Source organism: Pseudomonas atacamensis (assembly GCF_017167965.1).
Classification (GTDB): Bacteria; Pseudomonadota; Gammaproteobacteria; order Pseudomonadales; family Pseudomonadaceae; genus Aquipseudomonas; species Aquipseudomonas atacamensis.
In genome coordinates this window covers 4,202,768-4,225,557 of record NZ_CP070503.1, presented here as the reverse complement: position 1 = coordinate 4,225,557, position 22,790 = coordinate 4,202,768, and the positions used below count along the sequence as shown (strand labels likewise).

At 60.0% G+C, this 22,790-nt stretch carries 21 protein-coding genes; 5 read left to right on the top strand and 16 right to left on the bottom strand.

Translation table 11 applies throughout. The features are described 5' to 3' along the window. Positions 1-2 precede the first annotated feature (2 nt). Both JWU58_RS19235 and JWU58_RS19230 read right to left on the bottom strand, forming a co-directional pair. The gene (locus JWU58_RS19235) at positions 3-809 is read right to left on the bottom strand and encodes an alkaline phosphatase family protein (protein WP_206420806.1); all 807 of its coding nucleotides are present in this window, start codon (positions 807-809) and stop codon (positions 3-5) included. Positions 810-985: 176 nt separating this feature from the next. Continuing rightward, positions 986-2,053 (bottom strand): ABC transporter substrate-binding protein, encoded by a 1,068-nt coding sequence (locus JWU58_RS19230; RefSeq protein WP_206420805.1) that lies wholly within the window; start codon positions 2,051-2,053, stop codon positions 986-988. A 352-nt stretch (positions 2,054-2,405) separates the two neighbouring features. On the opposite strand from JWU58_RS19230, the gene phnR reads away from it, so the two are divergent. Next, positions 2,406-3,119 carry a phosphonate utilization transcriptional regulator PhnR gene (gene phnR, locus JWU58_RS19225; RefSeq protein ID WP_016773745.1) on the top strand — a complete coding sequence of 238 codons (714 nt, stop codon included), beginning with the start codon at positions 2,406-2,408 and terminating at the stop codon, positions 3,117-3,119. A gap of 37 nt (positions 3,120-3,156) precedes the next feature. Here the strand turns inward: phnR and JWU58_RS19220 are convergent, their stop codons facing one another. Beyond that, positions 3,157-4,491 (bottom strand): amidohydrolase, encoded by a 1,335-nt coding sequence (locus JWU58_RS19220; RefSeq protein WP_206420804.1) that lies wholly within the window; start codon positions 4,489-4,491, stop codon positions 3,157-3,159. Positions 4,492-4,796: 305 nt separating this feature from the next. On the opposite strand from JWU58_RS19220, the gene JWU58_RS19215 reads away from it, so the two are divergent. Then, positions 4,797-6,704 (top strand): S-type pyocin domain-containing protein, encoded by a 1,908-nt coding sequence (locus JWU58_RS19215; RefSeq protein ID WP_206420803.1) that lies wholly within the window; start codon positions 4,797-4,799, stop codon positions 6,702-6,704. Continuing rightward, positions 6,679-6,954, top strand: coding sequence for a bacteriocin immunity protein (locus tag JWU58_RS19210; RefSeq protein WP_306663004.1), 276 nt, complete (start codon positions 6,679-6,681; stop codon positions 6,952-6,954). Before JWU58_RS19215 ends, JWU58_RS19210 begins: the two co-directional genes overlap by 26 nt. Before the next feature lie 47 nt (positions 6,955-7,001). On the opposite strand, the gene JWU58_RS19205 is transcribed toward JWU58_RS19210, so the two are convergent. The 7 genes from JWU58_RS19205 to minC form a co-directional block, all read right to left on the bottom strand. Next, the gene (locus tag JWU58_RS19205) at positions 7,002-9,158 is read right to left on the bottom strand and encodes a mechanosensitive ion channel family protein (protein ID WP_123443434.1); all 2,157 of its coding nucleotides are present in this window, start codon (positions 9,156-9,158) and stop codon (positions 7,002-7,004) included. Positions 9,159-9,232: 74 nt separating this feature from the next. Next, complete coding sequence (locus tag JWU58_RS19200) at positions 9,233-9,409, bottom strand: hypothetical protein (protein ID WP_206420802.1); 177 nt, start codon at positions 9,407-9,409, stop codon at positions 9,233-9,235. A gap of 232 nt (positions 9,410-9,641) precedes the next feature. After that, entirely contained in the window at positions 9,642-10,931 is a 1,290-nt protein-coding gene (locus tag JWU58_RS19195) for a M18 family aminopeptidase (RefSeq protein ID WP_016773748.1), read from the bottom strand. A 118-nt stretch (positions 10,932-11,049) separates the two neighbouring features. Continuing rightward, the gene (locus JWU58_RS19190; RefSeq protein WP_039763788.1) at positions 11,050-11,685 is read right to left on the bottom strand and encodes an RluA family pseudouridine synthase; all 636 of its coding nucleotides are present in this window, start codon (positions 11,683-11,685) and stop codon (positions 11,050-11,052) included. A 90-nt stretch (positions 11,686-11,775) separates the two neighbouring features. Next, positions 11,776-12,030, bottom strand: coding sequence for a cell division topological specificity factor MinE (minE, locus tag JWU58_RS19185; RefSeq protein WP_003223146.1), 255 nt, complete (start codon positions 12,028-12,030; stop codon positions 11,776-11,778). Then, positions 12,030-12,842: a septum site-determining protein MinD gene (gene minD / locus JWU58_RS19180; RefSeq protein ID WP_007913953.1), complete on the bottom strand. Its 813-nt coding sequence runs from the start codon at positions 12,840-12,842 to the stop codon at positions 12,030-12,032. The genes minE and minD overlap by 1 nt, the downstream gene beginning before the upstream one ends. 169 nt (positions 12,843-13,011) lie before the next feature. Further along, positions 13,012-13,749: a septum site-determining protein MinC gene (gene minC, locus JWU58_RS19175; RefSeq protein ID WP_024012205.1), complete on the bottom strand. Its 738-nt coding sequence runs from the start codon at positions 13,747-13,749 to the stop codon at positions 13,012-13,014. A gap of 117 nt (positions 13,750-13,866) precedes the next feature. Here minC and JWU58_RS19170 point away from each other — a divergent pair, with 117 nt between their 5' ends. Both JWU58_RS19170 and JWU58_RS19165 read left to right on the top strand, forming a co-directional pair. Continuing rightward, positions 13,867-14,799, top strand: a complete 933-nt coding sequence (locus JWU58_RS19170) for a lipid A biosynthesis lauroyl acyltransferase (RefSeq protein WP_041479319.1) — start codon at positions 13,867-13,869, stop codon at positions 14,797-14,799. 35 nt (positions 14,800-14,834) lie between these two features. Then, positions 14,835-16,007 carry a patatin-like phospholipase family protein gene (locus JWU58_RS19165; RefSeq protein WP_130902540.1) on the top strand — a complete coding sequence of 391 codons (1,173 nt, stop codon included), beginning with the start codon at positions 14,835-14,837 and terminating at the stop codon, positions 16,005-16,007. A gap of 132 nt (positions 16,008-16,139) precedes the next feature. On the opposite strand, the gene JWU58_RS19160 is transcribed toward JWU58_RS19165, so the two are convergent. The 6 genes from JWU58_RS19160 to alc form a co-directional block, all read right to left on the bottom strand. Further along, positions 16,140-16,925: an outer membrane protein OmpK gene (locus JWU58_RS19160; RefSeq protein WP_056784020.1), complete on the bottom strand. Its 786-nt coding sequence runs from the start codon at positions 16,923-16,925 to the stop codon at positions 16,140-16,142. 371 nt (positions 16,926-17,296) lie between these two features. Beyond that, positions 17,297-18,082 (bottom strand): outer membrane protein OmpK, encoded by a 786-nt coding sequence (locus tag JWU58_RS19155; protein WP_206420801.1) that lies wholly within the window; start codon positions 18,080-18,082, stop codon positions 17,297-17,299. Between the two features lie 162 nt (positions 18,083-18,244). After that, entirely contained in the window at positions 18,245-19,597 is a 1,353-nt protein-coding gene (locus tag JWU58_RS19150; protein WP_042608508.1) for a nucleobase:cation symporter-2 family protein, read from the bottom strand. Positions 19,598-19,765: 168 nt separating this feature from the next. After that, complete coding sequence (locus tag JWU58_RS19145; protein WP_016773757.1) at positions 19,766-21,079, bottom strand: urate hydroxylase PuuD; 1,314 nt, start codon at positions 21,077-21,079, stop codon at positions 19,766-19,768. A 51-nt stretch (positions 21,080-21,130) separates the two neighbouring features. After that, positions 21,131-21,634: an ureidoglycolate lyase gene (locus JWU58_RS19140; RefSeq protein WP_093103207.1), complete on the bottom strand. Its 504-nt coding sequence runs from the start codon at positions 21,632-21,634 to the stop codon at positions 21,131-21,133. Positions 21,635-21,775: 141 nt separating this feature from the next. Then, positions 21,776-22,771 carry an allantoicase gene (alc, locus tag JWU58_RS19135; RefSeq protein WP_071171520.1) on the bottom strand — a complete coding sequence of 332 codons (996 nt, stop codon included), beginning with the start codon at positions 22,769-22,771 and terminating at the stop codon, positions 21,776-21,778. Between the last annotated feature and the right edge of the window lie 19 nt (positions 22,772-22,790).

Here is a 22,790-nt window from a genome sequence, read left to right as displayed (position 1 = left end):
ATTCACTTGAGCAGCTCCCGGCACACAGGTTTGTCGTGGGGTACGCCAAGCAGTTCGCAAATTGTGCCGCAGAGCTCGGTCTGCGTCGGCGTGGCGTCAGGGTTGAGGCTGAACGCATTGCCGAGAACGAACAGCGGCACCTGACGTTCTTCCGCCAGCAGGCCATTGTGCGAGCGATCGTTGTTCATGCCGTGGTCGGCGGTCACCAGGATCTGATATCCCGCGTCGAGCCAGCGCTGCAGATAGTCTGCAAGGACAACGTCAGCCGAGCGCGCGCTGTTGCGGTATTGCGAGCTGTCGAGGCCGTGCTTGTGCCCGGCATCGTCGATGTTCATCGGGTGGATCAGAAGAAAGTCCGGCGCGTGACGCAGGCGCAGGCTTTCAGCGTCGGCGAACAGGTGCGAATCCGGATAATGATCGTTCCAGTAAAAATGGCCGTGCTGGATCGGCAACGTCGGATCGTCGGTGTGGCGGTCGCGCGCAGCCACGAACGGTGAGCGGTTATATAACTCGCTGACCCAGTGATACGCCGCGGCGGCTGTTTTCAACCCGGCATCGCGGGCGTAGTGATAGATGCTGCGCTGGTTGGACAAGCGCGAGACATTGTTGTGGACGATGCCGCTGTCGATCGGCGGCACGCCGGTGAGGATACATTCGTAAAGCGGTCGGGACAGGGCCGGCAGTTCGCACTCCAGTTGATAGAGCGCCGCGCGTCCTGCGCCAACATAAGCCTGCAGATGCCCCATGGCGTGACACGCAACCTCGTAGTTGAGGCCGTCGAGCACGACAAGGATGACGTTGTGCTTCATAGGGGCAAGAACTCCGCGAAATTCAGATATTCCGAAATCAACTCAATCCCTTGTGGGAGCGAGCTTGCTCGCGAAGGCGTCAGATCAGCCAACATCAATGTTGAATGAATAACCGCATTCGCGAGCAAGCTCGCTCCCACAGGGATCTTTGTCGGATCAAGCAGTGGGTCAAGCCATCACTTCATTTCTACGATGACTTCTTCGTTCCACTGCTGTGGCAGGGCTTTGGAAGTCTTTTCCCACGCCTCGGCGTCCTTGACCGGCGTGACCTTCTTGTACTGCTCGTTTGGCAGCAGTTTGGCTTTCACGTCTTCCGGCAGTTGCAGGTGTTCGGCGCGGATCGGCCGGGCGTTGCCGCGGGCGAGGTTGGTCTGGCCGGCGTCGCTGAAGATGTATTCGCGGGTCAGCTTGGCGGCGTTGGGGTTTTTCGCGTACTTGTTGATGATCGTGGTGTAGCCGGAAATCACCGAGCCGTCGGATGGAATCAGCACTACGTAATCATCCGGGTTGGCCATCTTGGCTTTGTAGCTCAGGCCATTGAAGTCCCAGACCACGCCGACTTCGATCTCGCCTTTTTCCATGGTGGCGATGGTCGGGTTGGCCATCGACAGACGACCCTGTTTGGCAAGCTCGGCGAACAGCAGCAGGGCAGGCTTGATGTTTTTCTCGTCACCGCCATTGGCCAGTGCGGCAGCGAGGACACCGTTGGCGGCCTGGGCAGCAGTGCTCACGTCACCGATGGAGACTTTGTATTTACCGGTTTTCAGGTCAGCCCATTTGGTCGGTACGTCGGAGCCGTTCAGCAGCTTCTTGTTGACGATGAAGGCGATGGTGCCGGTGTATGCCAGTGCCCAGTTGCCGTCCTTGTCCTTGGCCCAGTCCGGAACTTGATCCCAGGTGCTTGGCTTGTAGGGTTGCACCACGCCTTGCTTGACCGCGATCGGGCCGAAGGCAGCACCGACGTCGCCGATATCGGCGGTGGCATTGTCTTTTTCAGCAGCGAACTTGGCGATTTCCTGGGCCGAGCTCATGTCGGTGTCGATGTGTTTCAGGCCGTATTTCTTGGCCAGATCTTCCCAGGTGCCTTTCCAGTTGGCCCAGTCATCGGGCATGCCGACGCTGTTCACGGCGCCTTCCGCCTTCGCAGCGGCTTCGAGGGATTTCAGATCGGTGTCGGCCGCCATGGCGGCGGTGCACATAGCGATGGTCGAGCCTAACAGTGTTGCCAGGAAAAGCTGTTTCATTCCGAAGCTCCTTGGTCGTGTTCAACGCTGCGATTTGCGGTTGGTGTTGGTCTAGGTCAGCAATACCTGAGCCAATTTAGGTCGGCTGGATGACATTTTGATGTCGATGGCCTCGTGGCTGATCTTTTATCAACCATTGTCAGGAAGGTGCCAGATCAGCGTAGACCATGCTCAAAAGCCCGTGGAGCAGGGGACTTGGCCGATGTATTGCAAGCCGTGAAAGCGACCGTTCGGTAGTTTTGTCATCTGTCGGTCATCTGCACTGCCTAGGCTTGCAACATACGAAGGCGCTTTGATCGGCGTTCGGATTTGCCCCGAAACAGTGCTGGTCTAGTCCAGATAGGTAACGTTGATGCGCGATGAGGCAACGAAAGCGGTGACAGCGATTGGCCAGGTGCTGCAGGAGCAGATCGACCACGGTTTGCTGGCGGCCGGGAGCAAGTTGCCCGCTGAACGCAAGCTGAGCGAGTTGTTCGGGACGACGCGGATCACTGTGCGTGAAGCGCTGTTGCAGCTTGAGGCGCAGGGGCAGATTTACCGTGAGGAGCGGCGCGGCTGGTTCGTGTCGCCGCCGCGTCTGGCGTACAACCTGATGCAGCGCAGTCACTTTCACGCCATGGTCAGTGCGCAGGGGCGCGAACCTTCGACCGAGGTGATTTCGGCGCGGTTGCAGCCGGCTTCGGCGGCGGTGTGTGCGTGGTTGCAGCTGCCGGCGTTGTCGAGCGTGATCCAGATTTGCCGCTCGCGGCGCATTGATGGGCGACTGGTGTTGTATGTGGAGCACTATCTGAATCCGCAGTTTTTTCCGGGGATCCTCGAGTTTGATTTGAATCAGTCGATCACCGAGTTGTATGCGCGGCATTTCGATTTGCACTATGGGCGGGTGCGGTTTGAGATCGTGCCTACGTCTTTATCTGTCGATGCGGCAGCGGCTTTACGGGTGTCGGTGGGCAGTCCGGGACTGAGGATTGCTCGGGTCAATTATGATCAGCATGGGCGGTTGATTGATTGTGATCTGGAGTTTTGGCGGCATGATGCGATTCACGTAGGGGTTGATGTGGTTTGATCTTCTGGTCGCTGCGCTCCCACAGTCCCCCCCTTCTCTACTTGCCCACCGCCGCATTCCCATACAAATAATCCGTCGCCAACGACGCCAATGTTCTCACCCCAACCACCAGCGCTGATTCATCTACAAAGAATCCCGGATTGTGATTCGGCGCGGCCTTGCTCATGTCCTGATCCCGTGGCGTCACCCCAAGAAACACAAACAACCCCGGCGCTTCTTTGGCGAAGAACGAGAAATCTTCCGCGCCGCCCACCAGCGGTCCCTGCACCACGTCATCCTTGGCGGCCCACTTCAACGTCGGCAGCATTTTCTCGGTCAGTGCCGGGTTGTTAATGGTCGGGTCGTATTTCTTGATGATGGTGACGTCGGCTTTGGCGCCGCCGCTTTCGGCGATTTTCTCGACTGTCTGGCGCACGTCGCTGTGCAGTTTCTGGCGGATGCCGTAGTCGTAGGAGCGGATCGTGCCGGTCATGTCGAGCGATTCGGGGATGATGTTGTAGCGGGTGCCGCCGTTGATGGTGCCGATGCTGACCACCGACGGGTAAGAGGAAATGTCGGTGCGGCGGCTGACCACGGTTTGCAGGCCGACGATGGTTTGTGCGCCGACGGTGATTGGGTCGATGCCATCCCAGGGGCGGCCGGCGTGGGTTTGTTTGCCGTGGATCTTGATGCGCAGGTCGTCGGAGCTGGCCAGGGTCGGGCCGGGGCGGTAGGCGATCTGGCCGGCGGAGACGCCCGCCCAGACGTGCAGGCCGAACACCGCGTCGGGTTTCGGCGATTTCATCACGCCTTCCTCGACCATCATCTTCGCGCCCCAGGTATTTTTGCCGTCGGGAATAAAATCGCTCGGACCTTCCTCGGCGGGCTGGAAGTAGAACACCACGGTGCCGGGCAGGGTGTCGCGCATGCCCGTCAGAATTTTCGCTGCGCTGAGCAGGATCGCGGTGTGGGCGTCGTGGCCGCAGGCGTGCATGACGTCGACTTCCTTGTCGAGATACGTGCCTTTGGCTTTCGAAGCGAACGGCAAGTCGGAGACTTCCTTGACCGGCAGCGCGTCCATGTCGGCGCGCAGGGCCACGGTCGGGCCGGGCAGGGCGCCTTTCAGCACGGCTACTACGCCGGTGCGGGCGACGCCGGTTTTCACTTCCAGGCCCATGGCTTGCAGCTGTTTGGCGACCAGTTCAGCGGTGCGTTTTTCAGTGTTGCCAAGTTCTGGATGAGCGTGAAGGTCGCGGCGGGTTTCCAGCAGCTCCGGTTCGAGCTTCTGCGCCTGCTCGGCGATGCGCGTGCGGGCGCTGTCCATCGTCGCGGCGCTGGCATGGCTGGCGACCAGGGCGAGCAAAAGGGTCTGGGCAATGCGCGTCAGTTGCATGGGCTTCTCCTTGATTATTGTTGTGGGCTTCCTTGCCTGTGACAAAGGCTTTGCACGCAAGTGCGATCGGGTCCGGAAAACGCTAATGCGCTCCGACAGATTTACGTTTGAGCATAAGTTATCAGCGAAAACTCCTACCGCTTTATCAGTTCCGTCCGGCGTGACAGATAAAACGCGGGCGATAACCATGTACCGCACCGCACAACATCTATCTCCATAAATTTCTCCAGCTACCGGTCACGTTATTGGCTGTTTGAGGGTAACGGGTCAGTGCGACAAAACTATTGTCCATGGAGGACTTATAAATGCAGCGTAATGGAATAACGCTTCCGCCGATTGTTGTGCGTCCGGATAAACAAGATGAATATTTACATTACTTAGGTGCAGGGGACGGCTCGGGACCAGGCATTAACTTTGCGCCGTTGGGTGACATACTCGATATGGAAAGTATCTACAAAGATACTTCCAGAAATATTGCTCAAGTCATCGAACATGAACTGGCAGAAGTGCGGGCAGCAGGCGACCAAAGTGTATTGCCGCCTCTGGATGCGCTGGCGCGGGAGATGCGATTCAGGGATTCCCTGATCGCCAGGAAGTTTGGTGCGCTTTTGGTGGCCAAGGACGTGGCCATCGAACGTTTCGGCCACGCCCAGGTTGAAACTTTTTTCAACGGAGGTCGTTTACCGCAAGTCAATCGGCGAAGCGCCAGCGTCAGCGTACGGCAGGCCTATAGCGCCTTGTTCAACGCCAAGTTACTGGTTGAAGGCATTGGCGTGTTGAACAGCCAGTCGGCCACGGTCAAGGGCATGATTGCCGTGGTGCAAGCGCAGGAAGCCGAGCGGATCGCTCAGGAGCAGGCGCGGTTGGCGGCGGAACACGCCCGGCAGATTGCACAGGAACAGGCCCGCGTTGCTCAGGAGCAAGCGCGGCGGCTGGCGGAGGAGCTGGCGCGGCAGGCCGCCGCCGATGAAATCAGGCGGCTCGAAGAGGAACAGGCCCGTTTGGCGGCTGAGGCACTAGAGCGCAAGCGTGCCGAGGAACAGGCGGCGCTTGAGGCTGAAGCCGAAGCACGCAGGGTTGCTGAGGAAAAGCGCCGGCAGGACACCTCCGGTGGGCACAGTAGCCTGTTGCGCTTTCAGGGCAATACCAGCCACGCCCAACTGGTATTTGCGACGTCCGCTGGTGCGGTCGCGATTGCCGACAACCTGATGGCGGGTTTTGCCGCCTCGATTCGCTCGGCGGTGGCCGGTTTATCGGGGCTGGCTGCTGGCACTGCGTCCGGTCTGATGGTGGGGGTAAGTGCGTTTGTCTACTCCCCGGTGTTGGGCAATGGGGAATTGCCTGAACGCTTTCTGCTCAGCCTCCCACTGGCAGATCTGCTGCCCGGTCAACTGCCTGATCTGGACAGGCTGGCAAGCGAAAGGGCACGACTGAATCTGCCGGTGCGTTTGAGCGCCCGGCCGCTGACGGGCTCTCTCGCCGAACTGCTTGTCGTTCCGGTAGCGGGGACAAAACGGCCTTCCGGCGTTCGCGTGGTTGCAGCTGGTTTCAACGCAGGGAACAACACTTACAGCGCGACCCTCACTGACATCCCGCCGACAACCGCGGTCTGGACTCCCGCAGTAACGCCGGCAGACAGTTCAACGCTGTTCCCCATCGAGAATCCGTCCCCACCGCGATATATCGGCGGCAACCTCGTGCCGATTGAAGGACGGATCGACGCTTACCCAGGGCGGGGCAACATTCGTTTCGACGACTTCATTCTGGTCTTCCCGTCGGAATCGGGCCTGCCACCGCAGTACGTCATGTTCCGGGATCGACGCAATGATCCAGGGGTGGCGAGTGGTCATGGAGCGCCGGTTGCGGGTGGATGGCTAGGGGCTGCTGCGCAGGGTGATGGGGCGCCAATCCCATCGCACATTGCTGATCAGTTACGGGGTCGTCAGTTCAACAGTTTCAGAACATTCAGAGAAACATTCTGGAAAGCTGTTTTCAATGACGAAAAACTGGCTGACTTATTTAATGAAACAAGTTTGAACGAAATGAAAAAGGGCAAAGCCCCGATAGTTAGAATGAACGATTCAGCAGGAGCAAGAGTGAAATACGAACTGCATCATAAGGTCGGCTTGGCCGAGGGAGGGGATTTATATAATGCTGACAACATAAATATCGTTACCCCGAAGGCGCATGTTGAAATTCATAAAGGGCTTTGATATGAGATCGATACAGGATATGAGAGAGGAAGATTTTCTCGAGTTTGTCAGGAAAATACATGATTCCGGGTTTACTACAGAAAAGCAGCAAATTGCTGCCATTCTTGAGTTCTCTCGGCTAGTTGAACATCCATCTGGTTACGATTTGATTTACTACCCAGAGGAAGGTAAGGATGGGCCTGAAAATGTTGTCTTGGAGGTAAAAAACTGGCGTTCCGCTAATGGCAAACCTGGTTTCAAAGCCAGATAAAGCTAGCCCCCTATTGGTATTACCTGCCAATAGGGGGCCATCTCTGTTCAGCTTTCCTTTTTGATTTCCACCCCAGGCGTAATCACCTGCACACTCATCCTTGGCGTCGCCAGATCCAGCCCCGCCTCATCCAGTTGCCGCTTCAGCGACAAATTGAACGCCCGGGAAACCTCCCACTGCTTGATCGGCGCAGTCTTGAACCGTGCGCGCAAAATCGCGCTGCCGGACTCGAAACTTTCCACGCCCTGAATCTCCAGCGGCGACCAGATGTTGCGGCGTTGCAGCGGATCGCTGCGCATCTTCTGGCCGACGTCGCGCATCAGTTTGATCGCGTCGTCGATTTCCATGTTGTACGGCACGGCGACGCGGAAGATCGCGTAGCCGAATTCCCGCGAGTAGTTCTTGATGCTTTTGATTTCGCTGAACGGGATGGTGTGGACGATGCCGTCGATGTCGCGCAGGCGTACGGTGCGAATGGTCAGACCTTCGACAGTGCCGAGGTGGCCGCCAACGTCGACGTAGTCGTCGATGGCCAGCGAGTCTTCGATGATGATGAACAGGCCGGTGATCAGGTCAGCGACGAGCGACTGCGCGCCGAAGCCGATTGCCAGACCGATCACACCGGCACCGGCCAGCAGCGGCGTGACGTTCATGCCCATGTTCGCTAGGGCGACGATCAGCGCGATGATGAAAATCGCCACGAACAGCACGTTGCGGATCAGCGGCATCATCGTCTGCGCCCGCGCATTCGCCAGGCCTTTGCGCGAGCGGGTGAGGGCGTGATGCACGGCGGTGTCGGCGAGGATCCAGATCAGCCAGGAGAAAATCAGCGTGCCGATCAGGCTGAACAGTTTGACGCTGATGTCATGGCCATCGCCTTCGGCGAACGCGATCAGCGAATGGCCCCAGACGCGCAGGCCCAATTCGATGAAGATCAGCCACACCAGCAAATGCGTCAGGGTGTAGAAGAAGTTTTTCAGGCGCTCCGAGTACAGCGCATGGCGTTTCGGCCCGCGTTGCGGTTTGAGTGAATGGCGGCGCACCAGGCCGTTGATGACCATGCACAACACCAGCAGCACCGTGCAGATCAGCGACTGGCGCAGCGCGGTGCTGGTGTCGCCGGCGGAGACAAACGTGGCGAACAGCGAGATGCCGACCAGCACCAGTGCCGGCACGTACCAGAAGGTGCCGAGAATTTCGATGGTGTCGCTGAGGGCGCGGCGGGTCAGGCGCCGCGACAGTGGTTGGTTGCGGATCAGGTGCGCGATCGGCCGACGGAAACGCAGGATAAACAGGCCGGTCGACAGCGCCGCGAGCACATTGGCAGTGGTCGCGGCGGTGTGCGCCAGATGCACGCCCAGGCTCTCGACCAGACGCGGATCACTCAGCGCTTCACCAAACGCGGCGAAGCTGCCGATCAGCCACAGCGGCCGAAACGCCTGATGACGCAGAATGTACAGCGCGCGATGGCGGTGCGGGCCATCGAGCAGGGAGAAGGCGATCACGCATATCGCCGAAAAACAGGTGCCGACCACCAAAGCATAGGCCAGCACCATCGCCAGGCTTTTGCCCAGCGAAGACGGCAGCACGTAGCTCATGTACACCGTGATCACCAACGCGATCAGCCACGGCCCGAGCTTGCGCAGGGCAAAACGCAGCATGTCGAGGGCCTTGGGATGTTGCGGCAGTTCTTCGGTGAGGCCGAAGCGCAGACGCACGCGGTGGCCAAGCCAGATCAGCGCGGCGGCGAGCAGGCTCCAGACCATCAGGATCACCGCGAAACCGAAGATGATCGGCAGCCATTCATTGGCCGGCAGCAGCTTGCTGGTCAGTTCGTCCTTGGCCAGATCGAATTCGTTGGACCAGCGGGTAATCGGGCTGTCGGCGCCGGAAAACTGTTTTTCGAAGCTGGCGAGGGTGCCGCCGATCAGGCCCAGCACGCCTTCTTCGGGGGTGGTCTGAGCTTTCTTCGTGGCGTCGCGCAGCTTCTTCAGATCACTGAGCAGCTGCGCGCGTTGCTTGTCGTTTTCCAGCGACTTGATCACTTCGTCCAGCGACTGGCCGAGGGGTTCCACAGCTTCAGGCTGCGGTTTGGAAGTGTTGAGCAGGCCGGGCAGACCGACTGCCTGGGCGGGCGCCAGCGGCAGCAGCGTCATCAGGCAGACAAGCAGCAGACCGGGCAAAGCAAAAAGACGAGCAAACACCAGAAGACAACCTCGCGATAGGCGGATGCGCTGGAGTGTACGAGGCCCCTTGGCGCAATGCGAGCCGGGCGCGGTCATTCGTTGAGCTTGGCGAGGATCTTGTAGACCACCGTGGCGAGGATCATCAGCATGCCGATCCACATGGCGAACACCCCGGCATTCTTGTCGCGGAAGTTGAAGCCGATGGCCAGCAGGATCATCCCGCTGAGGATGGGAATGAGCATGGCGTGGAAGGAGGGCATCGAGATCATGAAGACTGCCTTGTCTGTAGAGGATTCTTGCAGTCTAGGCGGGTTTTCGAGGCAGGGTGTGATGTGGCTCAGGAATGCATCAGGCCGGGAGGATTCTGCTGTCTGCACAGGCGATTTCGCGAGCAGGCTCGCTCCCACAGTTTGTTTTGCATTCCAAGGGGAGATGACTGGCTCCCACAATAAAATGCAGTTCAATTGTGGGAGCGAGCCTGCTCGCGAAGCTTGTCAGCCGTTACGGCAATTCACGGCTGGCATAAAACGCGCTGAGCACTTTGACCAGATGCGCCAGGTCATGGCTGCCGCACAGTTCGCGAATCGAGTGCATGGCAAAGGTCGGCAGACCGATGTCGACGGTGCGCACACCCAGATGGCTGGCGGTGATCGGGCCAATGGTCGAACCGCAGCCCATGTCGCTGCGCACCACGAAGCTTTGCACCGGGACTTCTTCGGCCATGCACAGATGGCGGAAGAAGCCGGCGGTTTCGCTGTTGGTGGCGTAGCGCTGGTTGCTGTTGACCTTGATTACCGGGCCGGCGTTGAGTTTCGGGCCGTGGTTGGCATCGTGCTTGTCCGCGTAGTTGGGATGCACGCCGTGGGCGTTGTCGGCCGACACCAACAGGGATTTCTGGATGGTGCGGACGAACTCGTCACCTTCCGGCAACAGGCGGCGCAGGGTCTGTTCAAGCATCGGGCCGTCGGCACCGCATGCCGAGCAGGAGCCGACTTCTTCGTGGTCGTTACAGACCAGCACGCAGGTTTCGTCGGTTTCGGCGGTGAGCAACGCTTGCAGGCCGGCGTAGCACGACAGCAGGTTGTCCAGACGCGCACCGGCAATGAAATCGCCGTTCAGGCCGATCACCGCCGCGCTTTGCGTGTCGTAGAAGCTCAGCTCGTAATCCAGCACCACGTCGGCGTTCAGGCCGTGTTCGCGGGCCAGTTGATCAGTGAGTACGGCGCGGAAATCGACGCGCTCGTCACCGGCGAATTGCGCCAGAATCGGCGGCAGTTCGGTCTGCGCGTTGATCGCCCAGCCCTGGTTGGCTTCACGGTTCAGGTGAATGGCCAGGTTGGGAATGATCGCGATCGGTGCCTTGAAGTCGATCAACTGGCTCTCGACCTTGCCGTCACGGCGGAAGGTCACGCGGCCGGCCAGCGACAGATCACGGTCGAACCACGGCGCCAGCAGCGCGCCGCCGTAGACTTCGACGCCCAGCTGCCAGAAACCCTGACGCTGCAGTTCCGGTTGCGGCTTGACCCGCAGGCACGGGCTGTCGGTATGCGCGCCGACCAGACGGATACCGTCGTGCAGTGGCGAGTTGCGGCCCATTTTGATCGCGACGATCGAGGAGTCGTTACGGGTGACGTAATAGCGGCCGTTGGCCTCGGTGGACCATGGCTCGCGCTCGTCGAGGCGCACATAACCGGCGGCCTCCAGACGCTGAACGAGGCTGGCGGTGGCGTGGAACGGGGTAGGGGAGGCCTTGAGAAAGTCGATCAGGCCCTGGTTCAACTCTGCGCGCATAAGAAACTCCAGACAGCAATGGGCGGCAGTTTAACGTATTGGCCGGGGAATTGAATCCGGACCGGATCCCCATGGGGGAGCGAGCAGGCTCGCTCACCCAAGGGGCCGGTGCTGGCTGTCAGAACGGGGCGGGGCACTCGAAGCGCAGGCGTTCGCCGGTTTGCGGATGAGTGAAGCTGAGCATGCTCGCGTGCAGGCACAGACGTGGCCAGGCCGCCAGCGCTTGCTCGTGGGCGTAGAGTCCGTCACCGAGCAGCGGATGGCCGATCGACAACATGTGCACGCGCAACTGGTGCGAGCGCCCGGTGATCGGTGTCAATTCGACCCGGCACCAGTCGCCGCACCGTTCCAGCACCTTCCAGAACGTCAGCGCATGTTTGCCGAATTCGTGATCGACCACATGCCGTGGTTTGGTCGGCGGATCGTAGCGAAGGGGCAGATCGATGCTGCCGCTGTCCAGTTCCGGCTGACCCCAGGCCAAAGCGGTGTAGGCCTTTTCGGTTTCGCGGTCATGAAACTGCCGCGACAGCTCGCGATGGGTGTCGGCATCCCGGGCCAGCAGGATGATGCCGGAGGTTTCCCAGTCCAGACGATGGACGATGCGCGCTTCCGGGTAGCCGTTTTCCTGCAAGCGGGTAATCAGGCAGTCCTTGTTGTCGTCAGCGCGACCGGGCACCGAGAGCAGCAGGGTCGGTTTGTCGACCACCAGTACGGCGGCGTCCTGATGGATGATGCGGATGTTGGACAGCGGCATTAAAACAGCCTCGTAACAAATGCCAACGGCGGTTCAGGACCATTCCACTGGGGAATGGCCCTGAACCGCCGTCATACCTGCCGGATCGACTCAGCGATCGGGCAGGGTGATGTTGAGTTCCAGAATCGAGCAACTGCCCTGGCTTTCCAGTGCAACATGTACGTCGTCGTTGCCGATGTTGACGTACTTGCGGATCACGTCGACCAGTTCCTTCTGCAAGGCTGGCAGGTAATCCGGCGTGCTGCGCTGGCCGCGCTCATGCGCCACGATGATCTGTAGACGCTCTTTCGCTACCGAGGCGGTACTTGGCTTTTTGTTGGCACGAAAGAAGTCAAAAAGGTTCATTACCTACCTCCAAACAGGCGCTCGAAGAATCCCTTCTTCTCGACATCGAGGAATCGGTGGGCTTTTTCTTTGCCCAGCAGGCGGTCGACGGTATCGCTGTAAGCCTGACCGGCATCGCTCTGGTCGTCGAGAATCACCGGCACGCCCTGGTTGGAAGCCTTGAGCACTGCCTGGGATTCCGGGATGACGCCGAGCAGGGTCACCGAGAGGATTTCCTTGACGTCTTCAACGCCGAGCATCTCGCCCTTTTCAACACGCTCCGGGTGGTAGCGGGTGATCAGCAGGTGTTCCTTGATCGGGTCTTCGCCACGTTCGGCGCGGCGCGATTTGCTTGCCAGCAGGCCGAGCATGCGGTCCGAGTCACGTACCGAGGACACTTCCGGGTTAGTCACGACGATCGCTTCATCGGCGAAGTACATGGCCAGGTGCGCACCTTTCTCGATGCCCGCCGGGGAGTCGCAGACGACGAACTCGAATTGTTCCTTGAGCTCCATCAGGACTTTTTCCACGCCTTCGACGGTCAACGCGTCTTTGTCGCGGGTCTGGCTGGCCGCCAGTACGTAGAGGTTTTCCAGGCGCTTGTCTTTGATCAGTGCCTGTTGCAGGTTGGCTTCGCCGTTTACCACGTTGACGAAGTCATACACTACGCGGCGCTCGCAACCCATGATCAGGTCGAGGTTACGCAAGCCCACGTCGAAGTCGACGATCACTGTTTTGTGGCCGCGCAGAGCGAGACCGGTACCGATAGCGGCGCTGGTGGTGGTCTTACCCACACCACCCTTGCCGGATGTAACCACGAGAATCTTGGCCAAGGTGTTTCACCCCTAAGGAAGAAGGACTGTTCAGCCCCTGAAAAACATCTCTTGAAAACTACTGCAGTCGGACAGCCTTGGCTGGAATTTGGCTTTAGGCCTTTTTCCTACTTCGTTTGAGCCGTTTTCGCTACGTTTTAGAGATGCTTGGAAAATGCGGCAGTATCCGTTAAAGCCGAATGATGTTCAACACGTCGCCTGACAGGCTGACCTGGACGCCCGAGCCCCACATCGGATCGCGACGCAAATCCTCGGAGACCTTGTAATGACCGGCGATGGAGATCAGTTCAGCGCTCAATTGCTGACAGAAAATCCGTGCCTTGGTGTCACCTTTGACGCCGGCCAGCGCACGGCCGCGCATCGGGCCGTATACATGGATGTTGCCATCGGCAAGAAGTTCCGCCCCCGGACTGACCGAAGAGACCACGACCAGATCGCCACCCTGGGCATATATCTGTTGGCCACCACGTACTGGCGTGGTGATTACGCGGGTCGGTTTGACGCTCGGCTCAGGCGGCTTTTCCGGCTTCTTTTTGACTTCGGCTTCCGGCGTCTCCAGCGGGCGCTCGCGGGCGCCGGAGGGCGGCAGCACGGGGATGTCGATGGCGATGGCAGCGGCGATGTCTTCGATGCGGCTGGCACGAATGGCCAAGGTACGCAGGCCGTGCTGACGGCAGACGCGCATCAGCCCCGGCAGATCAACCGCGCCCTGATTCGGCGGCAGTTTGTCCAGCGCCAGGACCAGCGGTGCATTGCTGAAAAAATTCGGCGCCTGGGCGACTTTGGCGGCCAATTGCCGATCGAGGCTTTCGAGGTCGTTACGGGCCAGTTCCAGCACAGTGATGGCCAGCATGCTGCCCTTGAGCTGGAATACGGGATCTTGGTCTAACGGGTCGGTTTGGCTCATGTCGGCATACAACGGCTTGTCACTAAAAGTGCCGAGACTTATAACGAGAACGCCCGCGAGCCGCAAGCCGGGTCGAACGATGTAGAATGCGCGGCCACTGTATTTACGGAAGCTTTAATGGATCGCCCGCGTTTTCGAAAAGCATATCTTGCTCCGCGCTTCTGGCCGCTCTGGTGCGGCCTGGGGCTTTTGTGGCTGATCGTGCAGCTGCCGTATCCGGCGCTGCTGACCATCGGTCGAGTTTTGGGCGCGTTGATGTATCGCGTCGCCAGCGACCGGCGAACCATCGCCCGGCGCAATCTGGAATTGTGCTTCCCGGAAAAATCCGCCGCCGAGCGCAAACGCCTGCTCAAGGAAAACTTCGCCTCCACCGGCATCGCCTTCTTCGAAATGGCGATGAGCTGGTGGTGGTCGCGCGAGCGTCTGGCGAAACTGGCCCACGTCGAAGGCCTTGAACATCTGCAGAAGGCCCAGCGCGAAGGCAAAGGCGTGATCCTCATGGCCGCGCATTTCACCACGCTGGAAATCGGCGCGGCGCTGCTCGGCCAGCAGCACACCATCGACGGCATGTACCGCGAACACAAAAACCCCTTGTTCGACTTCGTCCAGCGCCGTGGCCGCGAGCGGCACAATCTCGATTCGCTGGCGGTGGAGCGCGATGACGTGCGCGGCATGCTCAAACTGCTGCGCTCGGGACGGGCGATCTGGTATGCGCCGGATCAGGATTACGGCGCCAAGCAGAGCATCTTCGTGCCGCTGTTCGGCATTCAGGCCGCCACCGTCACTGCGACGACCAAGTTTGCACGGCTGGGCAAAGCGCTGGTGGTGCCGTTCACTCAGGAACGTTTGGCCGACGGCAGTGGTTACCGCCTGGTGATTCATCCGCCGCTGGAAGACTTCCCCGGCGAAAGCGAGGAGGCCGATTGCATCCGCATCAATCAGTGGGTCGAGAGTGCTTTGCGTGCCTGCCCCGAGCAGTATCTGTGGGCGCATCGGCGCTTCAAGAGTCGCCCACCGGGCGAGCCGAAGCTTTATCCCAAGCGTCGTTGATTCACCCGTACTGACAAGCACTGTGGAGTGTTGCGATGAGTCCTGCTGAACCGGTCACAGGTTTGATTCTTTCCGGCGGCGGGGCCCGGGCGGCTTATCAGGTCGGGGTGCTGGCGGCGATTGCCGAGTTGCTGCCGATCGGCGCGGACAATCCGTTTCCGGTTATCGTCGGCACCTCGGCCGGGGCGATCAATGCGGTCAGCCTGGCCAGTGGCGCCACGGACTTTCGCGCAGCCATCGAACGCCTGACCCAGTTCTGGCAGGGCTTTCGCAGCCACCGCGTGTTGCGCAGCGACTGGCCGGGCGTGATCCATCAAGCCAGCCGCTTCGTCAGCCACAGCCTGCTCGGCCTCGGTCGACAGATGCCGGTGGCGCTGCTCAACAGTTCGCCGCTGCGCGAACTGCTCGAGGAAAAACTGCACCTGCCCGGCATCGCCGAATCCATCGCGCGCAAGCAATTGCATGCGGTGGCGGTGACCGCGTTCGGCTACGAGTCGGGGCAAGCGGTGACGTTCTATCAGGGCGGCGGCACCATCGACGCCTGGCTGCGGCACCGCCGCATTGGCGTGCCGACGCAATTGTCGGTCGATCATCTGTTGGCCAGTTCAGCGATTCCGCTGTTGTTCGCGCCGGTGAAAATCGGCGAGGAATATTTCGGTGACGGCGCAGTGCGCCAGTCGGCGCCGATCAGTCCGGCGCTGCATCTGGGTGCCAGTCGCGTGCTGGTGGTGGGCGTCAGCGGCAACCCGCGCGGCGTCGATCTGCAGCAGCCGCTGGAGCGCGCCTACAGCGGCCAGCAACCGACGCTGGCGCAGATCGGCGGGCACATGCTCAACAGCACGTTTATCGACAGTCTGGAGAGCGATATCGAGCTGCTGCAGCGTCTGAATCAGTTCAGTCATTTGCTCCCGGCCGGCACGCCAACCCGCGCGTTGGGTGTGGCGCCCGTGGAAGTGCTGGTGATTGCGCCGAGTCAGCCGATCGACGAAATCGCCGCACGGCATCGCCAGGAGCTGCCGGCGGCGTTGCGTCTGTTTCTGCGCGGGCCGGGCGCGACGAAGACGAGCGGGGCAGGGGTGCTCAGTTACCTGCTGTTCGAGGCGGGGTATTGCAGCGAGTTGATCGAGTTGGGGCGGCGGGATGCGTTGGCCAAGCGCGAGGAGCTTTGCCGGTTTTTGCGGATATCGGAAGCGGTGGCTCCTGCCTGAAATTGCGGTGAGCCTGTTCGCGAGCAAGCTCGCTCCCACAGGGTTTTGCATTGAATGCGCAATTTGCAGTCAACATAGAACCACCGTGGGAGCGAGCTTGCTCGCGAAGACGTCGGGGAGGACGCCGCCGGGTCAGAAGTGGAACTTGACCAGGAAGCTCGTGGTGCTCTGATCGGTCTTGAAGTACTGGCTGTCCTTGATCCCGTACTTGTCCGACCAGTAGTCGTACTCCACACCGACATACAACTGCTTCTCGCCGAAATTCAGCGCCTTGCCCAGGTCGTATTTGACCTGCGGGTTGAAGTGCAGGTTGGCGTGGTAATCGCCTTTGGAGTTGGAGTCGTTGTCGACCACCCAGTCCATGAAGCCGTCGATGAGGATGTTCGATTTGCCCACCGGGATGGTGTAGGACCAGACCGGGGTGATCTGCCAGACATTGTCACCGGCGCGTGCGCCCTGGGTGTGACGCTGGTAGAAGTTCAGCTGGAAGTAGTCGAAGCCTGGAATCGCCAGGTCGAAGCCCGGACCGATCAGGTACGACTCGGTATCGCCTTCACCGAACTCGTAGGTCATGGCCAGCAACACGTCAGTCACCGGACCAAAGGCCAGTTTCTGATCGAAGATCTTGCCGAACGACAGGCGCGGGCTGAGCTCGCCGTAGTAGGTGTTGGAGCCGACTCCGCCATCATCCTTGCCGTTGTAGAAGATCTTGTCGATGAACAGGAAGTTGTCCCCATACTTCCAGGCATCGGCGTGCTCGAAGGTCACGGTCTGCTGAATGCGCGGGTTGACCTGGAAGTCCTTGCCATACAGGTAGGTCAGGCTGTTGTTCTGCCACTGCAGCAGGCCTTCGGCCATCGCCTGGCCGCCGGCGAACATCGATCCGGCCAGCATCAGGCTGGTGCACATACGTTTCATTCGGTTGCTCCCAAAGTAGGTGTTCCACGTTATTTTTTTAAGATCGGCGCTCTGATGTGGCGCCTTTTTTCGTACCGCAAATTTCATCCGATCGGTCAGCTTTGAATGCTGATAGCAAAAGCTGCGCCAAGGCTTTCGAAAAACCAAAAAACGCCCGTTCGGCTGCTGAAAAACAGTCGACGAGCGTGTTTTCGGGATGCCTCAGGACTGACTGCAGCCGGGATAAGTTGGCTTTTCGGTCAGAAATTGAATTCAGGCTTTTTTTTAGAGCGAATTCGGACGGCCGCGGAGAATACTGACTCCTCGGCCAACGCTCAAGTGCCCCGCAACAGAGCACCGAAGACAAGCATGGCGCACGGTTGCGGGCCATCTCAGAAGTGCACCTTCAGCAGCAGGCTGGCGGTGTTCTGGTTGGTATCGAACGCGTGGCTGTTTTCAATGCCGTATTTGTTCTTCCAGTAGCTGTACTCGGTGCCGACGTACAGCTGTTTCTGGCTCCAGCCCAAGGCTTTGCCGAGGTCGTATTTGATCTGCGGATTGATGTGCAGGTTGGCGTGGTAGGTGCCGCGCGAGTTTTCGTCGTTGTCGACGACCCAGTCGAGGTAGCCGTCGATCAGCACATCGGAATTGCCCAGTGGGAAGCTGTAGGACCACGCGGGGGTGATCTGCCAGACACCATCGCCGGGCCGCGGGCCTTCGGTCTGGCGGCGGAAAATGTTCAGGGTGACGTAGTTGAAGCCGGGCACTTTCAGGTCGAAGCCGGGGCCGATCAGATAGGCCTCGGTTTCGCCTTCGCCGTACTCGTAGGTCATCGCCAACAGCACATCCTTGATCGGGCCGAACTCGATCTTGCGATCAAGGATCTTGCCGAAGGACAGGCGCGGGGTGAACTCGCCGTAGAAGGTGTGCGGACCTTTGTTCGGGTCTTCCTTGCCGTTGTAGAAGATCTTGTCGACGAACAGAAAGTTGTCGCCGTACTTCCACTTGTCGGCGTGCTCGAAGGTAACCGTCTGCTGATAGGACGGGTTGATCGCGAAGTTCTTGCCGTACAGATAGCTGAGGCTGTTGCTCTGCCACAGCAGCAGATCGCCGGCCATGGCCTGACTCGCGGCCAGCAGGCCGCCACTCAACAGAACGTTGCTTTGCGTGCGGATCATCTGTTGCTCCCTGTTGTTTTTATTGTTTGAGGCACAAGCAGTTGCGTAGTCCCTGTGGGAGCGAGCCTGCTCGCGAAGCGGTTGTGTCAGTCGCCACCAATGTTGAATGACACAGTGCTTTCGCGAGCAGGCTCGCTCCCACAGGTGGTGTGGTGGTTTCAATCAGTGCGCATGGCAATCGTTGATCGCCGCACGCTCCTTGCCGCCGAGGATGTTGAACAGCAGGTTCAGCGTCAGCGCGCTGAGGGTGGCCATGGCGATGCCGCTGTGGGTGATCGGGCTCATCCACATCGGCAGGTGGGCGAAGAATTCCGGACGCACCACCGGGATCAGGCCCATACCGATGCTCACCGCGACCAGCAACTGATTGCGGCGGTCACCGATGTCCGCCTCTTGGAGGATTTTGATGCCAGTCGCGGCGACCATGCCGAACATCGCAATCGCCGCACCGCCCAGCACTGCCGGTGGAATCGATGCCACTAGAAACGCCGCTTTCGGCAACAGGCTGAGGACGATCAGCAGACCGCCGGCAACGATGGTCACCGAACGGCAGCGCACGCCGGTCATCTGCACCAGGCCGATGTTCTGCGCGAACGAGGAGTGGGTGAAGGTGTTGAAGAAACCGGCGAAGAACGACGCGCCGGCATCGCACAACAAGCCACGACGGAGCATGCGCGGGCAGACTTCCTGGCCGGTGATCTTGCCCAGCGCGAGGAACATCCCGGTGGACTCGACGAAGATGATCACCACCACCAGGCACATCGACAGAATCGGCGCCAGCTCGAATTTCGGCATGCCGAAATGCAGCGGGGTGACGAACTGAATCCACGGTGCGCTGGCCATGCCGCTGAGGTCGACCATGCCGATCACGCCGCACAATACATAGCCCAGGCACATGCCGATCAGCACGGAAATGTTGACCCAGAATCCGCGCATGAAGCGGTGAACCAACAGGATGGTGGCCAGCACCAGCGCAGCGATGGCCAGATAAATCGGCGAACCGAATTGCGCGGCGTCGACACCGCCACCGGCCCAGTTCACGGCCACGGGGAACAGCGATAAACCGATCGAGGTGATGACCGTGCCGGTCACCAGCGGCGGGAAGAAGCGCACGACCTTGGACATGAACGGCGCGATCAGCATGCCGAAGAAACCGGCGGCGATCGTCGCACCAAAGATCCCTTGCAGACCGATGCCGGGCATGCCGGCCATGGCCACCATGCTGCCGACCGCAGCGAAACTGGCGCCCATCATCACCGGCATGCGAATGCCCATCGGGCCGATGCCGAGCGACTGCACGATAGTGGCGATGCCGGCGACCAGCAGGTCGGCGTTGATCAGGAAGGCGATTTCTTCACGACTCAGGCCAGCGGCCTGTCCGATGATCAGCGGCACCGCGATGGCACCGCCGTACATCAGCAGAACATGTTGCAGACCGACCAGGATCAGTTGCAAAAGGGGCAAACGCTGAATGGCGGGTGCGTCGGGGATGCGCGCTTTGGACAGCTCGGACATGCAACACCTCGGATCTTTTTTATTCTTGTGATTAACAGCTGCCGGGTTGCTTGCAGCTGTTTCTTTGCATCAGGGGGACCGCGGAGCGGCCATTCGCGGGCAAGCCCGCTCCCACACAGGCAATGCAAAACCCTGTGGGAGCTGGCTTGCCAGCGATGCTTTTAACGATTAATTGGTTTGCGCTCCCTGGGCAATCCAGGCACCGATCAGGTCACGTTCCTGCTGGGTCATCTGGGTGATGTTGCCCAGTGGCATGATCTGCGTGGTGATGGCTTGCGCCTGAATGCGCGCGGCGTTCTGGCGGATCTGCTCGGGGGTGTCGAACATCACCCCGGCCGGGGCTGCGCTGAACAACGGGCTGGTCGGCTTGGACGAGTGGCACACCGTGCAACGCTCTTGAATCACGTTGTGCACTTTGTCGAAACCGGGGCCGGCATTCGAGGCTTGCGCGGGTGCCGCCGCAGGGGCTGCGGGTGCCGCAGGTTGCGCCGCTTCGGCCGGTTTCGCGCCACCGCCCAGTGCCGTCTCCGGCAGCGGTTGGTACTCGATTTTCGCCGGTGCCTTGGCCACTTCAGGTGCAGTCGACATCGGCGTCGGGCCGGTGACGTAGGCCAGGCAGATCATGCCCACCGCTGCCACCGGCAGGGTCCAGGCAAACTTGTGGCTGTCGTGACGGGTGTTGAAGTAGTGACGCACCAATACCGCCAACACCGCGATCCCGGCGAGGATCAACCAGTTGTACTGGCTGCCGTAAGTGCTCGGGAAGTGGTTGCTGATCATGATGAACAGCACTGGCAGGGTGAAGTAGTTGTTGTGACGCGAACGCAGCAAGCCTTTGGCCGGCAGGGCCGGATCCGGCGTACGGTTCTCGGCAATCGCAGCAACCAGTGCCCGTTGCGCCGGCATGATGATGCGGAACACGTTGCCGACCATGATGGTGCCGATGATCGCGCCGACGTGCAGGTACGCACCACGACCGCTGAACACTTTGCTGAAGCCATAGGCCGCGGCAATGATCAGCACGAACAGGATGAAGCCGAGCAGGGCGGGTTTCTTGCCCAGGGCCGAATCGCAGAGGAAGTCGTAGACGAACCAGCCGACGATCAGCGAGCCGATACCGATGGCCACGCCTTCAGGACCGCTGAGGCCGCTGCCGGGTGCCACGAGGTAGAGCACCGGATTGGAGTAGAACACCACGCACAGCAGCGCGATCCCCGACATCCAGGTGAAGTAGGCTTCCCACTTGAACCAGTGCAGGTTGTCCGGCATGGACGGTGGGGCCAGTTTGTATTTTTCCAGGTGGTAGATGCCGCCGCCGTGGATCGCCCACAGATCACCGGCCAGACCGGTTTTCGGGTTGACGCGGTTGAGGTTGTTCTCCAGCCAGACGAAGTAGAACGACGCGCCGATCCAGGCCACGCCAGTGATCATGTGAACCCAGCGCACGCTCAGGTTCAGCCATTCCAACAGATGTGCTTCCACAGTCTTTACCTCTCGCCTGTCACTCTTGTTGTCGAGTGATCAGACCTTCTCTTATTGGTGGGGGGCGAGGATCAACCGCTCATCCTCTTTGAAAAAATGCTCATCGCAGTTATTGCCTGTGCCACTGCGATCAACCACCAGGAAGTCATCCCGCTTTTCGATCGTCAGCACCGGGTGGTGCCAGACGCCGCGATGGTAATTGATGCCCTGCCTGCCGTTGGTGACGAAGGCGCGGACCAAGCCTGATACAGGTGCATCGCCAACTGGCGCGACCACGATCAGAAAGGGGTTGCCGAGCAGCGGAATGAAAGCCTGGCTGCCCAGCGGATGGCGTTCCAGCATGCAAACGGTCAGCGGCATGTCCTGCGCGTCGGCGCGGAAAATACTGATGATCGCGTTGTCCTCAGGCTGAGCGGTTTCGACCGTCGCCAGTTTGTGGAAGCGCATGGTCGAACCGTTGTTGATCATGAAGTGATCGCTGCCGTCGGTTTCGATCACGTCACCGAAAGGGGCGAAGGCTTCTTTGGTCAGCGGTTCAATCGTCAGTGTGCGCATGCTGTTCTTCTTTTCGTTGAGTGATCGTTCCCACGCTCTGCGTGGGAATGCAGCCCGTGACGCTCCGCGTCACATCCAAAGCGGACGCAGAGCGTCCAGTGATGCATTCCCACGCAGAGCGTGGGAACGATCATTGCAGTGTTATTTAGCGACCTTGCCCAATACACGCAGGCGACTCACGCCACCATCCGGGAACACGTTCAGGCGGATGTGGGTGATCGGGCCGAGTGCCTTGATCTGCTCGACGAAGGTATGTTCGGCGTGCATTTCCAGCTTCTGGCTTGGCAACAGTTCGCGCCAGAACAGCGACTGGGTTTCGATCTGGCTGTCGGTGCCGCCCTTGACGAACGCGCCCTGGATCGAGCAAGTGTCCGGGTAGTTGCCTTTGAAGTGCAGGGTGTCGACGACGATCTTCTCGATCTCGCCCGGATGACCCAGCGCGACGATCACCCAGTCATTGCCCGGCGTGCGACGACGCGCGGTTTCCCAGCCGTCGCCCATGTTGATGCCACGGCCCGGGTTGAGGATGTTGCTCATGCGGCCGAAGTGTTCGTCGGAGCAGGCGAGGGCGCGGCCACCGTTGAGGGCTGCTGCCAAGTCCACTTGCTCGTTGTCGCCCACAGCGGACCAGTCGCGGAACGGAATGCCGTATACGCGCAGACGGGCAACACCACCGTCCGGGTAGATGTTGAAGCGCAGGTGGCTGAACGCTTTGTCGTTGCTGATTTCGTGGTAGTGGTGGCTGTTGCCCTGCAGCTCGACGGCCGACAGCACTTCGGTCCACTGGGTGTTTTCATCCGGTTCGCCCGAGGCCAGGAAGCACGCTTCCAGCGAGGCCGACGGCGGATAGTTGCCGGTGAAGAATGAAGTGTCGATGTCCACGCCTTTGATCGAGCCCGGTACGCCCAGACGGATCACCGCGCTGTCGTAACCTTCGAAGCGCTTGCGGCGCGACTCCCAGCCGTCCATCCACTTGCCGTTGTCATCGAACACGCCCTCCTTCCATACGGCCGGGGTCGGTTGGAACAGACGATTGGCGTCTGCGAACCAGTCATCGGTGACCGAAATGATCTTGGTGCCCAGACGGGCGTCGGCCAGGTTGACGTATTTTTCGAAAGGTACGGCGTAAGCTTTCATTCTTCTTGTCTGCCTTTGA